The sequence below is a fragment of the Psychrobacillus sp. INOP01 genome, from assembly GCF_018140925.1.
In the GTDB taxonomy this organism is placed as follows: domain Bacteria; phylum Bacillota; class Bacilli; order Bacillales_A; family Planococcaceae; genus Psychrobacillus.
Window position 1 is genome coordinate 651,344 of the sequence record NZ_CP073315.1, and the last position, 15,861, is coordinate 667,204.

Consider the following 15,861-nt stretch of genomic DNA (forward strand, 5'->3'; position numbering starts at 1 on the left):
TTAAAATGAGTACTACACACTATATTCATTGTAGTGAAAGGTGGCCGACTCCCGTGGGAACAGCACGAGCTGAAAGCCTCGCAGGAACGTAGTGACGAGGAGATTGTAGTCGTGCCCGCGGAAAGCTACCACCTGAAACGGAAATCAGTAGTATTATTTCTTCATTTTCTTCAGTCCCAAGGCCCCAGTGTTCAAGGGACATTTTAATGTACTTGCTTTCAAAAAAATCGAGTGGGTTCCCCCACTCGATAGCTACCACTATATACTTATGCTAAAACTTTCATAACAGCTTTGACGGTCTCTGCAGATTTGTTTAATAATGCTTTTTCATCTTCTGTTAACTCAAGTTCGATAATTTTCTCGATACCTGAAGCACCTAGTACTGTTGGAACCCCAAGGTAAATCCCATCCATACCATATTCGCCTTCTAAATAAGCGATTGATGGCAATATTCGCTTTTGGTCTTTCAGAATTGCTTCAGCCATTTCAACTAAAGATGCAGCCGGAGCATAGTAAGCAGAGCCATTGCCAAGAAGGTTAACGATTTCTGCTCCACCTTTACGAGTACGATCTACGATTTCTTCTAAACGAGCAGCGTCGATTAAAGTTTCTAATGGAATTCCACCTGCGTAAGAATATCTTACTAATGGCACCATATCGTCACCATGTCCACCAAGTACAAAACCAGTTACATCTTTAACAGATAGGTTTAGTTCTTTGGCAACAAACGTACGGAAACGAGCAGTATCAAGTACTCCTGATTGTCCGATTACACGTTCTTTTGGTAATCCTGATTCTTTATAAACTGTATAAGTCATCGCATCAACAGGGTTCGTCAATACTAATATTGTTGTATTTGGAGAATATTTTACAATTTCAGATGTAACAGATTTCATGACTTTTTGGTTTGTTTGAACTAAATCGTCACGGCTCATACCAGGTTTACGTGCTATACCAGCAGTGATAATTACTAGATCTGAGTCTTTCGTATCTTCATAGTTAGAAGTACCAATGATATCAGCGTCAAAACCTTGTACTGGTCCAGCTTGTGCCATATCCAAAGCTTTACCTTTAGTAGCATTTTCTGCTTGTGGAATGTCTACTAATACAATATTACCAAGTTCTTTTTGAGCAAGTAGAAAAGCAGTTGTTGCACCTGTAAATCCTCCACCGATTACTGAAATTTTACTTCTTTTCAATGTCATTAGAAAACTCTCCTTTTGTTTTTATAAGAAAAGGAAGGGAAAATTCCCTTCCTTAAAAACCAAATTTCATTTTCGTATTACATGTTTTTAATAAGTTCATCAGCGAATTCAGAACACTTAACTTCAGTTGCACCGTCCATCAAACGAGCGAAGTCATAAGTTACCACTTTAGAAGCAATAGATTTCTCCATTGAATCCATGATAAGTTTAGCAGCTTCGTTCCAACCTAAATGTTCTAGCATTAATACTCCTGAAAGAATAACAGAAGATGGGTTAACTTTGTCTAGACCAGCATATTTAGGAGCTGTACCATGAGTAGCCTCGAAAATAGCATGTCCAGTTACATAGTTAATGTTAGCCCCTGGAGCAATACCGATACCACCAACTTGCGCAGCAAGTGCATCAGAAATATAATCTCCATTTAAGTTCATAGTAGCAACTACATCAAACTCTTTTGGACGAGTTAAAATTTGTTGTAAGAAGATATCAGCAATCGAATCTTTTACAAGGATTTTACCAGCTGCAAGTGCATCAGCTTGTGCTTTGTCAGCAGCTTCCGTTCCTTGTTCTTCTTTAATTTTATCATATTGGTTCCAAGTAAATACTTTATCACCAAATTCTTGTTCTGCTACTTCATAACCCCAAGTTTTGAAAGCACCTTCTGTGAACTTCATGATATTCCCTTTATGAACTAATGTTAAAGAAGTACGACCTTCTTTAATAATATAGTTAATAGCAGCGCGAACTAAACGTTTTGTACCTTCTTCAGAGATTGGTTTAATACCGATACCTGAAGTTTCTGGGAAACGAATATTTTTCACACCGAATTCTGTTTTTAAGAAGTCGATTAGTTTTTTCGCATTATCTGTACCTTTAGCATACTCAATACCAGCGTAGATATCTTCTGTGTTTTCACGGAAAATAACCATGTCAGTATCTTCTGGACGTTTAACTGGCGATGGTACACCAGTGAAGTAACGAACTGGACGTAGGCAAGTATATAGGTCAAGCTCTTGACGTAATGCAACGTTTAATGAACGAATTCCCCCACCGATTGGTGTAGTTAGAGGTCCTTTAATAGCGATTAGGTACTCATTAATAACATCTAAAGTTTCTTGAGGTAACCATTCGCCAGTTTTATCGAATGCTTTTTGACCAGCAAGAACTTCTTTCCATTCAATTTTCTTTTCACCATTATAAGCTTTTTCTACTGAAGCTTCTAATACACGTGATGCTGCAGCCCAAATATCCGGACCCGTTCCGTCTCCCTCAATGAAAGGAATTACCGCTGTGTTTGGTACGTTAAGTACACCGTTTTCTACTGTAATTTTACCTGTTGTCATTTGTTATTTCCTCCTACCATCATAATCATAGGGCAGTAAACACGGGAAGTGTTTAAGCCCTATCTACTAAGATAATACTACTATTATCTTTCTTCAATTGGAATATACTTTTGCATTCCAGGTCCAACATATTCTGCACGTGGACGGATCAAACGGTTGTTTGCATATTGCTCAAGAATATGAGCACTCCAACCAGATACACGTGATACTGCAAAGATTGGTGTAAATAAATCATGGTCTATTTTCAAGGAATGATATACAGAAGCAGAATAGAAGTCTACGTTTGGTGGTAAATTCTTTTGCCCTGTAACTATTTCTTCGATACGAATAGACATATCATATAGTTTGGATTCACCATTAAGTGTAGTCAATTTTTTAGACATTTCACGTAAATGTTTTGCACGTGGGTCTCCTTTTCTATATACACGGTGACCGAATCCCATAATTTTTACTTTGTTTTCTAATTTTTCGTTAATATAAGCGTCAACATTATCAAGTGTATCGATTTCTGTTAACATTTTCATAACTTGTTCGTTTGCTCCACCATGTAGAGGTCCTTTTAAGGCTCCAATAGCTGCAACTACACCAGAATAAATGTCTGAAAGGGTTGCTACACATACGCGAGCAGTGAATGTAGAAGCATTCAATTCATGATCCGCGTGTAAAACAAGTGCTTTATCAAACGCTTCGATCTCTATGTCTTGTGGTAATTCTCCGTGTAGCATGTACAAGAAGTTAGCAGCATAACCTAAGTCTGTTTTAGGTGCTACAGGTTCTAGACCTTTACGAACACGAGAGAAAGCTGTTACTAATGTTGGGATTTTTGCTTGTAATTTAATTGCTTTTAAGTAATTTGCCTCATCGGACATATCTTCTGCAGCATCATCATATAATGCAAGCATAGAAACTGTTGTTCTAAGAGCAGTCATTGGATGTACATCATTGATTGGGAATGTTTTGAAATAATTCAAAACTTCTTGTGGTACAGCCATGTTGTCAGCTAATTGTTGTTTCAATTCAGCTAATTCTGTCGCATTTGGAAGACGCTTATGCCAAAGTAAGTAAACTACTTCTTCAAAGCTCGCATTGTTCGCTAAATCATCAATATCATATCCAACGTATGTAAGTGTATCATCGATGATTGAACTGATTGACGTTTCTGCCGCTACAATTCCTTCTAAACCTTTAGTTGTTGTCATATCAAAGTCTCCCCTTTACAACATAAGACTTCTGACCAAATCTTCATTAAATCAGAAGAACTATATGTATATATTAATGTTCTTAGCATTGCTTACTTAAACAGTATAATCAATATTGACGTTTTTGTGAATGAAAACGCTTAAGTTTGTTGAAAAATATCTTAAAATCTCCTAATTAATTGAAAAGATTGGATGAAAATGATTACTCTACAATTAAATAAAAAAGAATTGTTGTCACAATGGCTGCCAATTGGAATAATTATACTGATATCATTTATTGCTTACCCGCTTACTTTGTCAATTATTGGAGGTTACTTTCTATTTCCATTAACTAATTTATTACATAAAAAATTTAAAATTCCAGTATTTATAAGTGTTTTACTCACTGTAATTTTAATTTTATCTAGTTTTTTAATCATATTATTTTTTCTAATTCAAACATTAATTGATCTAATTCCATTTATACACGAACATGTTGTTTTACTACCTGTAATGGAAATACAAAATCACCCAATATTTATGATGTTTGAAGGCAAATTTCAAACATTACTAAATAAACTATTGAATGATTTATTATTAAATGTAACGCATTTACCTTCTTATTTTTTTGAGATATTCTTATTTAGTATTGGATTATTTTTTTCCTTAATCGAATCTATTAAGGACCGAGAATGGTTTCTAGTATACTTTCCTAAAAAAGTGCGAGGTCTTTGCCATAGAGCATTACTGAAATCCTCAACCATCGTAAATCAATTTATACATGTTGAATTTAAGTTATTTATATTAACGTTTATTTTGATTTCTATTGGATTCTCGGTATTAGGATTACATAATCCGATTAAATACGCATTTCTCATTTCTTTAGTCGATAGTGTTCCTTTTTTAGGTACAGGCCTAATCCTGATTCCTTTATGTATTTACTTTTTTTTAATGGAAATGCATATGGTAGGTACTATTATCTTACTTTTATACTTGTTTGTTCAGTTAACAAGACATATTGTCGAATCTGTACTCTGGTCATCCACCACACAAATAAAGGCTGTCCACGTCTTTTATTTGAGCGCGGCAGCCATATTAATCTTTGGATTTATAGGAATATTGTTTAGTCCATTTATTTATCTATTCGCCCATAAATGGGAAAGCTTTACGAAGACTTCATCACAATAACTTGACCGTTTTTCATCTTCTTGCGAATCCATCTATAAACAAGTGGTTTAAATAAGTTGCGGGTTGGGGCAAATAAAAGCATGAAGCCAATAATATCCGATATAAACCCCGGGAGTACAACTAATATAGCTCCGACAAATATACTAATACCATTTATCGCTGCTTCTCCCGGTGCTTGATAGTTTTTAACGCTATCGGATACCTCACGAAAAGCTTTTAAGCCTTGTCTTTTTGCAAAATAGCCACCAATTATTCCACTTGCGATGATCAATAAAAATGTGTATCCTACTCCAATAGTTTTACCTGATAGCATTAGAATATATAATTCGAGCGCAGGGATTAGGATAAACAAACCAATAATCCATTTCATCATTTCACCTTCCTTTTAGAAATAGCTTAAGCACCCTTTAAACTCAAAACCTATTTCAATCGTTTCCGGCGGGCTTTGGACAGACTTGTTGCTATAATATTATCGGATATTTTTTTGAGAGGCTGGTCGTGACTGACGTCACGACCAGCCTCCCTTTTCTCGGTAATCTTATGGCGTTTGTCTGTCCGTCGCCCACCTACAACTTTGGGAAACAGGCCAGTGCCTTTTCAGATAACTAAGGAAAAGATACTTTCTTATTCATAGAGTAAGCGCCCGAAGATACAATTTCGGTCGCTACTTTGCCTCTTTATTTTGAGAACACTTACTATTTTTCTTTAATCCACTAGTATAAAAGAAAAGCTACTTTCATCTTCATTAGATAATAGCATTTCTCATTCAAAAATGATTACAAATATTATTATCACTTTCTAAATTTGATCAATCTTATCATCCATGCGATAGGCTATGCAAACTCTTCTTGTTGGATACTACTTGCTTAATTGATTGTAGTGAAAGGTGGCGACTCCAGCGGGATAAGCGAGAAAGTCGAGACCCCGCAGGGAGCGTAGCGAACGAGGAGGCTCGGCCTCGCCCGCGGAAAGCGTCCGCCTGTAACGAAAATCATTAGTATCACTGGATAGATTCTAATATGTTAATACTTTCTCATTCAATAAAAGCCCCACCTTTTAGGGTGAGGCATTTTTTTAAATAATGTTAGCATGTCCATGATAGATAAATCCACTTTCAGCATCTATCGTTAATTCTTGACCATTTTTTATCAGAGTTGTGGCATCTTTAACGCCTACAATAACCGGCACACCTAAGCTAAGTCCTACAACTGCGGCATGGCTAGTTAAACCACCCTCTTCAGTGATTAAACCTCTGCATTTTTCAATACTAGGGACCATATCACGGTCTGATCCTAATGTCACAATAATACTATCAGTTGTATCTTGTCCGGCTAATTCTTCGGCATTATTCACAACTATTGCTTTTCCGAATGCAGTACTTTTACCAATACCTTGTCCTCTTGCAACTAAGTCTCCAATAATATGAACCTTCATCAAGTTTGTTGTGCCGGCTTCTCCAACAGGTACACCAGCCGTAATCACAACTAAATCGCCATGGGTTACATAATGATGAAGAATACTTTCCTCCACAGCATCCTCTAAAATCTCATCCGTAGAGTGAGCTTTTTTTCCAACAATCGGATATACTCCCCAAACTAATGTAAGTTTTCTAGATGGAGTAGCTGATGAAGTCACTGCAATTATCGGAACACCAGGTCTAAATTTAGCAATCATTTTTGCAGTATATCCACTTTCAGTTGGTGCAATAACTGCTTTTACCTTTAGATTTATCGCTGTGTGTGCAACTGCTTGACCAATAGCATCAGTTAGGTTTACGTCACGCGCTTTACTAATTTTCGTTACATTTTCACGATAATCTACTGCATTTTCTGTACGACGAGCTATTTTATCCATCGTTTGAACAGCCTCTACTGGATAAAGTCCCGCCGCTGTTTCCCCAGAAAGCATAATTGCATCTGTTCCATCAAATATAGCATTTGCAACATCACTTGCTTCTGCGCGAGTAGGTCTAGGGTTGCGTTGCATAGAATCGAGCATTTGTGTAGCTGTAATAACAGGTTTTCCAGCTTCGTTACATTTTGAAATTAGTTTCTTTTGAACCAAAGGAACTTCTTCTGCCGGAATTTCTACACCTAAATCTCCCCTTGCAACCATTAAGCCATCAGATACTTGAATAATTTCATCAATATTATCTACGCCTTCTTGGTTTTCGATTTTAGGAATAATTTGAATATGAGCACCATTATTTTCTTCTAGTAGTTTACGGATTTCTAGCACATCTTTTGCACGACGAACGAAAGAAGCTGCAACAAAGTCTATATCCTGCTCAATACCAAAAAGGATATCCCCGGCATCCTTTTCTGTCATGCCAGGTAATTGAACCGACACACCAGGTACATTGACACCTTTATTGTTTTTTAATGTTCCTGCATTTTGAATATAAGTGGAAATAATTCCACTCTCTTTATCAATTTTTTGCACGATTAATTCAATTAGTCCGTCATCCAATAGAATGACTGAACCTTCGTGAACATCCTCGATTAATTTGTCATAGGAAATAGAGAAGCGCTCTAAAGTACCTAACACCTCTGTCATCGAAATTTCTATTGTTTGTCCAGTTTGAAGCTCAATAGCACCATTTTCCATTTTATGTGTGCGAATTTCCGGTCCTTTTGTATCCAATAAAATCCCAACAACTTTACCTGTTTTCTTAGATACTTTACGAATCGTTTGAATTCTTGCAGAATGTTCCTCGTGATTTCCATGTGAGAAATTCAATCTGGCAACATTCATACCAGCATTAATTAATTTCTCTAACATTTCCTCTGATTCACTTGCGGGTCCAATTGTACAAACTATTTTAGTTTTTCTCATAGTACAGTCCTTTCTATAATGGGAAGGTGCTTCCTCATTAAATCGATAATTCTTTAGATAATTGATACATAGATATATCAAATTCTTCATGATTTTCAAATGCTTTATTCATATCATAGTCTACCACTTGATGATTCTGTATGCCAATCGCACGTCCGCCACTTCCGGTTAGAAGAACCTCTACAGCTTTTGCTCCAAATAAACTTGCTAGCACACGATCGCGACCCGTAGGTGAACCACCACGTTGAATATGTCCAAGTACCGAAACTCTAGTCTCAATATCCGCTAAGTCCTTGAGTTTACTTGCAAATTCTGCACCACTCATCACACCCTCAGCAACAATAATAATACTATGTTTTTTCCCACGTTCCGAACCGCTTTTTAGACGCTCGACAATTTCATCCATATTTATCTCTACTTCTGGAATTATGATAGTTTCTGCCCCACCGGCAACACCAGCCCATAAAGCAAGGTCTCCAGCATCTCTCCCCATTACTTCTACAATAAATGTACGTTCATGCGATGTGGCAGTATCTCTGATTTTATCAATACTTTCAATGACTGTATTTAAAGCTGTGTCAAATCCTAGTGTATAGTCTGTACCAGGAATATCATTATCGATTGTTCCTGGTATTCCTACACAAGGGAAGCCATTTTCCGTTAATTTCATAGAACCACGATAAGAACCATCCCCACCGATAATTACTAATCCCTCAATACCATGAGCCTTCAGCTGCTCTATTGCTTTTTGTTGACCTTCCTCTGTTCGGAACTCAGGGCATCTTGCAGAAAACAGTTTTGTTCCACCTCTTTGAATAATGTCCCCTACGGAACCAAGGTCTAAAACTTCCATTTTACCATCGATTAGTCCTTGGTAGCCATGGAAAATACCCACTACTTCAAGCCCCTCATAGATGGCCTTTCTCACAACAGCACGAACAGCTGCGTTCATGCCGGGAGCGTCTCCTCCACTTGTTAATACACCAATTCTCTTCATCTATTTCTCCTCCATACAATGAATTTCATAATACAAGCTTATCATGAAATGAATTAAAAAAAAATGCGTCGCTCCTGACGCATTTTATTCATTAAATTCCCCTATATTTTTAAATTTAGAATATCGATTTTCAATTAGCTCATCTGGTGCTAAATTCTCTAATTGTTTTAATGAAGTAAGGAGGGTTTCCTTCATATATTTAGCCTGTGTAGCTATATCTTTATGAGCTCCTCCATGAACTTCAGTGATGACTGTATCAATGATACCCATTTTCTTTAAATCTGGAGCAGTAATTTTCATCGCTTCTGCAGCTTGTTTTGCCAAGGATGCATCCTTCCAAAGAATCGATGCAGCTCCTTCTGGTGAAATAACGGAGTACGTAGAGTTTTCTAACATATGAATATGATTAGCAACACCTAATGCTAATGCTCCTCCACTTCCACCTTCTCCAATAACAACACTTATTACCGGCACTTTAAGTCCAGCCATTTCTACTAAGTTTCTAGCAATGGCTTCACTTTGACCACGTTCCTCCGCTGCTTTTCCTGGATAAGCACCTTTTGTATCAATCATACAAATTATCGGACGATTAAACTTTTCCGCTTGTTTCATTAATCGCAAGGCTTTTCGATAGCCCTCTGGATGAGGCATACCAAAATTACGTTTAATATTCTCTTTTGTATCTAATCCTCTTTGATGTCCAATTATTGTTATTGGTTTCCCTTCAAACAACGCTATTCCACCTATAATCGCTGCATCGTCACCGAAAAATCTATCTCCGTGGAGTTCAATAAATTCTGTACATAATAATTGAATATAATCTCTTGTTGTGGGACGACTAGGATGACGAGCAACCTGAACCCGGTCCCAAGGTTCCATATTTTCATATATCTCTTGCTCTAATTTTTCTAGTCTTGCTTCCAAATTGACGATTTCTACTGACATATCTACGTCAGCACTTTCTGTATACTCTTTCAATTCTTCTATTTTTGTTTTTAATTGTACAATTGGTTCTTCAAAAGGTAGTACTTTTACCATTTTGCGCCCTCCTTAGTCGTATGAAGATGAACGATGGAAGCAACTTTTTCCCGCATTTCTTTTCGATGAATTATGGCATCCAGCTGTCCATGATTCATTAAAAACTCAGCAGTTTGAAAATCTTCTGGAAGTTTTTCTCGCACTGTCTGTTCAATCACTCGTCTACCAGCGAAGCCAATTAAAGCTTTAGGTTCGGCAATATTAATATCTCCTACAGATGCAAAGCTTGCAGAAACTCCACCAGTTGTAGGATGCGTAAGAATTGAAATATACAATAGTCCATGATCACTATGTCTTCTTAATGCTACAGACGTTTTTGCCATTTGCATTAGGGAAAGGACACCTTCTTGCATTCTAGCTCCTCCACTTGCAGTGAAAATAATAAAAGGAATACCAAGCTCTGTTGCTTTCTCAACAGCTCTCGTAATTTTCTCGCCTACTACTGAACCCATTGATCCCATTCTAAAATGTGAATCCATAATTGCTACAACGACTTGTTGTCCATCTAGTTGTCCAATTCCTGTAAGAACAGCTTCATTCAATCCCGTCTTTTGTGCATCTGCCTTTATCTTTTCCGTATAACTTGGGAAATTCAAAGGATTTACTGTTTCTAAATGATCATCCATCGACTCAAATGTATTTTCATCTAGAAAAATTTCTACACGCTCCCAGGCAGTCATTTTCATATGGTGATCACATGTAGGACATACCTTTAAATTCTTCATCAAGTCTTTTGTAAATACATTTTTTCTACACTCAGGACATTTCATCATAATACCTTCTGGCACATCATTTTTTGCTTTTTCAGTAGGTATTGTAGCATATTTTTTCTTCTGATTTTTTCTAAATATATCTCGAATGCTCATTTATACATCTCCCCTATTAATTAACAAAAGCCATTCATTATATAGAGATATCGCTTGGTGTTCTTCTCCATTTTGCATAGCAGTAAGAAGCTGAATCCAATGGGATTTCTCTTCTAGACTCATATTCTCTAAGTAAGGCTCTCCTGCAAACTGTTTTAACAAAAACCATATTTTTAAACCTAATCGATTATTGGAGATGATTATAATTTCACGAATTATATCTTCTCGAATTATTTCTTCTACTATAAGTTTTTCTTTAAAGGCGTCCCATATATGTAGTTCATAAAGTCTCTTAGAGTTACTAATTGTATGGATTGCATCTTTTTCTAACGCATGTCTCGTTGTATGCACATCTTCCTTCGATTTAGACTCTTGTAGGATAAATGTAGATAGCACCTCAACTAGTCGATGCTTGCGATAATCCGATAGAAAAGTACCTTCTCCTCGACGTGTTTCTATTAAACCGAGTAATTCTAAACTCCTAAGTGCTTCCCTGACTGTTGATCTGCCTACTTGAAGTCGCTCTGCTAGTTCCCTTTCAGAAGGCAATTTACCACCAACAGCAACATTTTCTTCTGTAATTAGCTGTCTCAACTGCTTTACTATTTCCAGAAACATTTTTTTAGGATTATTAGTTGGGTTCATTTAGCCTCACTCTTCCATAAATTACAAAGTGGTCTGACCACTCATAGTTAATAGCATACAAAAGATTTGCACAAACGTAAAGAAAAAACTGCATATTAGATATGCAGTTTACTTCTCCATATATTTAGTAATAATTTGAGAGCGACCGTTTCTACGCTCTGACTTTCCAGTGATAACAAGCATTTCCTGCTCTTTTAATAACGTATTGAATTTTGCATATTCCTCTGGAAAAAGTGTTACTGACAAGCTACCAGTATCGTCCTGTACAGTTAGAAAAGCCATTGCTTCTCCTTTTTTTGTACGAATTCGTTTTATGTCCTGTATTAGTCCAACTATCTTTACAGGCATATCTCTTGTTGTCTGCAATATATCCCAAATATTTATAAATTTATCTGTTAACATTTTCTTCTTAGAAACTGTAGGATGCTCTGAGAAGTATTGACCTAAAACTTCTTTTTCAAATTGTAGCTTCTCCATAATTGGAAGTGGATCTGATTTTATATACTTAGACTTTCCAAAGTGGGAAGCATCGCCACCAAATAAATCTGATTCCTCTGTGGGACTTATCAATTCAGCATATTTAACAGCGGCGTCTAAAGTAGCTAGCAGAGTCGATCTCTCAAAACCGAATTCATCTAGAGCGCCTGCTTTGATCAATGGTTCTACATTTTTTCTTGTAAAATGAACAGCTGACAAATCAGAAGCTAAGTCAAATATATCTTCCCATTTGGTTTCTCGTTCCATACGTTTCTGTAATAATTTTTGTATAAAATTATAGGAAACCCCTTTTATGGCTTGTAAACCAAACCGCACTCCTCCTCTTTCAACTGTGAAGAAGCGTTGACTACGAAAAATAGAGGGAGCAAGAATCGCCATGTCTTTTTGTTTCATTTCCATCATTAACTCATTTATCTTCGCTTGGTTTCCGGTAGCTATGCTCAATAATGCACTATAAAAAGCTACTGGGAAATGTGCTTTTAAATAAGCCATTTGAAAAGAAATAACGCTATAGGCTACAGCATGACTTTTTGGAAAACCATAGTCAGCAAATCGGACGATTAAATCATAAACTGCTGAAGCTGACTGTTCCGAATGCCCCTCTAGAATAGCTTTTTGAACAAAATGTACACGTTCACTTTGTAAAACTTCTCGATTTTTTTTGCTCACAGCTCTACGTAACAAATCGGCTTCTCCGAAAGTAAATCCAGCCATTTTAGAGGCAATTTGCATAATCTGCTCCTGGTAAACTATAATGCCATAGGTTTCTTTTAAAATCGGCTCTAATATGGGATGTTCGTAGGATACGGGAGCCTGCCCTGCTTTTCGTTTTGCATATAGAGGTATGCTTTCCATTGGACCTGGGCGAAATAATGCGTTTACTGCAACTACATCCTCAAACTTTGTTGGATTGATTTGTTTTAGGGCTTGTCGCATTCCGGCAGATTCTAATTGAAATACACCTGTAGTATCTCCTTGCTGGAGTAGCCGAAAGGTCAATTCATCATGTAGCGGAATTTCCGTTAATTTAAATGGGTTTGATTGCTTATAATTTATGATCTTCAAAATTCTTTCAATAATGGTCAAATTTCGTAGCCCTAAAAAGTCCATTTTGAGTAATCCAACTTGTTCTACTTCTTTCATCGGCCATTGAGTTAAATAGATATCCTCATGCCCACCTTGAATAGGAATAACATCCACCAAAGAAACTGGTGATAATACCACACCTGCTGCATGTGTAGAGGCATTCCTTGGTAGCCCCTCTAAAGCAAGTGCGACTTGAAACCATTTTTTTCGAATGTCTTCTGTTTGTATAAACTCACGCAATTTCTCAGACATAGTATATGCTTCATTTAACGTGATTCCGGGCTTTGCAGGTATAAAAGAAGAAATAGCTTCCAAGGTGGTGGACTCAAATCCAAACACTCTAGCAACTTCTCTAGCAGCAGCTTTTGCTGACAATGTACCAAACGTAATAATTTGGGAGACATAGTTCTTTCCATACTTCTCTACGACATATTGAATAACTTCCATCCTTCTCGAATCCGCAAAATCAATATCAATATCCGGCATTGTAATTCGTTCTGGATTTAAAAACCGCTCAAAAAGTAAACCATACCGAAGGGGATCTACGTCGGTAATATTCAAAGAAAATGCTACAAGTGAGCTGGCGGAAGATCCACGACCCGGACCGGTTAATATGTTTTGTTGTTTAGAAAACTTCACAAAATCCTGAACGATTAAAAAATAGTCCTCATAGTTCATTTGGTTAATAATGGACAATTCATAATTTAGACGCTCTAAATATGGTTTCGTAATTTCCTTTATCCGTTTACTCAGTCCATCCTCACAAAGCTCTCTTAAGAAGTCCTTAGAATTCTTCGTTTCGGGCAATGGATATTTAGGCATAATCAAAGCTGTTTTTTCTATAGTAACATTACAGCTATTTAGCATCTGCTCTGTGTTTTCAATCCAGTTTGGAACATCTGAAAACCATTCACTCCATTCTTCACCAGAAAGGAGATGAAGGGAATTGGAAGATGGTTTTAAGCGAGCATGATCATTCATTTTAAGCGATTGATCCATCGCATTTAATACTTCATATGCGAAAGCATCTTCTTTTTCTATGTATCGACTCATATGGAATGCAGTAATTGGTATAGACAACTGTTCACCCAACTGGATGATTATTTCTTCGTAGTCTAGTTTTTCACCGTTAGGTCGGTCCATTGCTAGGTAGAAATTTACATGTCCAAATATCCTTTGTAATTCAGTAAGCTGCTCTAACGAAGTAGAAGACTCTCCTTTGTAAACAGCGATCAATCCACTTTTATATGCTTCTAACCATCTCTTAGGTAGCGTTGTAATATCTCTTGTCTCGATACTACTTGATATTTTTAACAAATTTTCATAACCATTATGATCTTTAGCGTATAACACCAGACCTACAATATTTGACTCTAATTGAACATTTACGGTGAGTCCAAGTACAGGTTTAATCTTTTGCGCATGTAATGCATGCCAAAAAGGCAGTAATCCATACAATCTACTATTTGTTATGGCAGCTGCCCTCGCATTATTCTGTTTTAGCTTTTGCGTAAGTGGTTCCAATTGTATTGTGCTCTTCAGCATATCCGCCGATGTCACAATTTGTGGATATACTGTTTTCATTTAAACACCTCAATTTACAACATTTTTAAATCTTCTATAACTAAAGCAGCTTCTTCCCAATTCTTTACTGCAGCTCCTGAAGCAAGTGGATGTCCTCCACCACCATATTTTTTGGCTATTCCATTAATAACAGGACCTTTTGAACGAAGTCGAACTCGAATTTCTGAGGAGTCTTCTATAAAGAATACCCAACATTTCATACCCTTCACATCAGCTAGCGCACTTACTAGCAGAGATGCTTCTGATTGATCTACTTTATACTTTTGAAGAATTTCTTTCGTTAGTTTAACATGGCCTACACCAGTTTCATCCATTTCAAAGTTTGCATATACATAGCCTTTTAGCTGAAGGAGATTTCTTTCAACCTCATACATTCCATTATATAAAGCAGTACTATCAAAATCATATGTTAGCAACTCTCCAGCAAAATCCATAGTCTGCTTGGTTGTACTTTGGAACATAAATCTACCTGTATCTCCTACAATTCCTGCAAATAATAAACGTGCGATGGAAGTATCCATTTTCCACTGTTTATATTCTTTTGCTTCCACGAACAACTCACATATCATTTCACTAACAGAACTAGCTTCTGGATTTACCCACAGCAAATCGCCATAGGCATCATCATTAGGATGATGATCTATTTTCAAAAGAAAACTTCCTAGTTTATAGCGAGCATCATCAATTCTTTCCGTATTTGCTGTATCTGTAACAATGATTAAAGCATCTTGAAAATCCTCGTCGGAAACATTGTCAGGATGAGCAAGAAAATTTAATGTATCATCATGAGTGCCGGTTGCTAAGACTTTCTTTGTTGGATAATTTAATGCAATGAGCTCTTTTAATCCGATTTGCGAACCATAGGCATCTGGATCAGGTCTAACATGGCGATGCAAAATAATTTTGTCATACTTTTCGATTGTGTCTATGATTTGTCTTTTCATCTGAAATTACCTCGCTTGTTTGGTTTTACTATTCGCATTTTTATAAACTTCCCTTTACAATAGAAAGAAGGTTAACTTTTTATTGGAGGTTCATTATGCTTAATATTATATTAGTAGCTGCAATAGTAGTTACATTTGTTTGGTATTTTTATTTTAAAACGAAACAATTCCGCACAACATTACCTATTCGTAAAAAATGGTATGGTGCAAAAGCTTCTATATGCCTTGGTACTTTTTTGTTATTTTTCGGTATTAACTTTTTAATCATTTACCAGTCTTCCATAACCTATGTTGTTGCTGGTCTGTTTATCTTGCTAGGAGGTTATTTTACTTATCATAATGTAAAAGTGGCCAAGCATTACGGGCAATTCGTAGTAGAAGAATTATCTATAAATCAATGATGCAGCTAAACTAGCTGCATCATTTTTTTTCATTAGATTTACATAAATAATAC

13 protein-coding genes are annotated in these 15,861 nt (G+C 36.6%); 2 read left to right on the forward strand and 11 right to left on the reverse strand.

The window, feature by feature from the left end; all coding sequences use genetic code 11:
• Positions 1-266: 266 nt before the first annotated feature.
• From mdh to citZ, 3 genes are all read right to left on the reverse strand, one after another.
• Positions 267-1,205 (reverse strand): malate dehydrogenase, encoded by a 939-nt coding sequence (mdh, locus tag KD050_RS03300; RefSeq protein WP_211894839.1) that lies wholly within the window; start codon positions 1,203-1,205, stop codon positions 267-269.
• 77 nt (positions 1,206-1,282) lie between these two features.
• A complete protein-coding gene (icd, locus tag KD050_RS03305) occupies positions 1,283-2,548 on the reverse strand; it encodes an NADP-dependent isocitrate dehydrogenase (RefSeq protein WP_211894840.1) in 1,266 nt (421 codons plus the stop codon).
• Between the two features lie 83 nt (positions 2,549-2,631).
• The gene (gene citZ / locus KD050_RS03310; RefSeq protein ID WP_211894841.1) at positions 2,632-3,747 is read right to left on the reverse strand and encodes a citrate synthase; all 1,116 of its coding nucleotides are present in this window, start codon (positions 3,745-3,747) and stop codon (positions 2,632-2,634) included.
• 192 nt (positions 3,748-3,939) lie between these two features.
• On the opposite strand from citZ, the gene KD050_RS03315 reads away from it, so the two are divergent.
• On the forward strand, positions 3,940-4,914 hold the full coding sequence (locus KD050_RS03315) for an AI-2E family transporter (RefSeq protein ID WP_211894842.1): 975 nt from the start codon (positions 3,940-3,942) through the stop codon (positions 4,912-4,914).
• Here the strand turns inward: KD050_RS03315 and KD050_RS03320 are convergent.
• The 8 genes from KD050_RS03320 to KD050_RS03355 all read right to left on the reverse strand — a co-directional run bounded on the left by KD050_RS03320 (position 4,892) and on the right by KD050_RS03355 (position 15,407).
• Positions 4,892-5,287: an FxsA family protein gene (locus KD050_RS03320; protein WP_235753909.1), complete on the reverse strand. Its 396-nt coding sequence runs from the start codon at positions 5,285-5,287 to the stop codon at positions 4,892-4,894. The genes KD050_RS03315 and KD050_RS03320 overlap by 23 nt on opposite strands.
• 701 nt (positions 5,288-5,988) lie before the next feature.
• A complete protein-coding gene (gene pyk, locus KD050_RS03325) occupies positions 5,989-7,749 on the reverse strand; it encodes a pyruvate kinase (protein WP_211894843.1) in 1,761 nt (586 codons plus the stop codon).
• A 37-nt stretch (positions 7,750-7,786) separates the two neighbouring features.
• Positions 7,787-8,746, reverse strand: coding sequence for a 6-phosphofructokinase (gene pfkA, locus KD050_RS03330; RefSeq protein WP_211894844.1), 960 nt, complete (start codon positions 8,744-8,746; stop codon positions 7,787-7,789).
• Positions 8,747-8,830: 84 nt separating this feature from the next.
• Positions 8,831-9,784 (reverse strand): acetyl-CoA carboxylase carboxyltransferase subunit alpha, encoded by a 954-nt coding sequence (locus tag KD050_RS03335; RefSeq protein ID WP_211894845.1) that lies wholly within the window; start codon positions 9,782-9,784, stop codon positions 8,831-8,833.
• Positions 9,778-10,650 carry an acetyl-CoA carboxylase, carboxyltransferase subunit beta gene (gene accD, locus KD050_RS03340; RefSeq protein WP_211894846.1) on the reverse strand — a complete coding sequence of 291 codons (873 nt, stop codon included), beginning with the start codon at positions 10,648-10,650 and terminating at the stop codon, positions 9,778-9,780. The genes KD050_RS03335 and accD overlap by 7 nt, the downstream gene beginning before the upstream one ends.
• On the reverse strand, positions 10,651-11,295 hold the full coding sequence (locus KD050_RS03345) for a FadR/GntR family transcriptional regulator (protein ID WP_211894847.1): 645 nt from the start codon (positions 11,293-11,295) through the stop codon (positions 10,651-10,653).
• Positions 11,296-11,403: 108 nt separating this feature from the next.
• Positions 11,404-14,463: a DNA polymerase III subunit alpha gene (gene dnaE / locus KD050_RS03350; protein WP_211894848.1), complete on the reverse strand. Its 3,060-nt coding sequence runs from the start codon at positions 14,461-14,463 to the stop codon at positions 11,404-11,406.
• 14 nt (positions 14,464-14,477) lie between these two features.
• Entirely contained in the window at positions 14,478-15,407 is a 930-nt protein-coding gene (locus tag KD050_RS03355) for a DHH family phosphoesterase (protein ID WP_211894849.1), read from the reverse strand.
• 95 nt (positions 15,408-15,502) lie between these two features.
• Between KD050_RS03355 and KD050_RS03360 the strand changes: the two genes are divergently transcribed.
• The gene (locus tag KD050_RS03360) at positions 15,503-15,808 is read left to right on the forward strand and encodes a YtpI family protein (RefSeq protein WP_211894850.1); all 306 of its coding nucleotides are present in this window, start codon (positions 15,503-15,505) and stop codon (positions 15,806-15,808) included.
• The last annotated feature ends 53 nt before the right edge of the window (positions 15,809-15,861 follow it).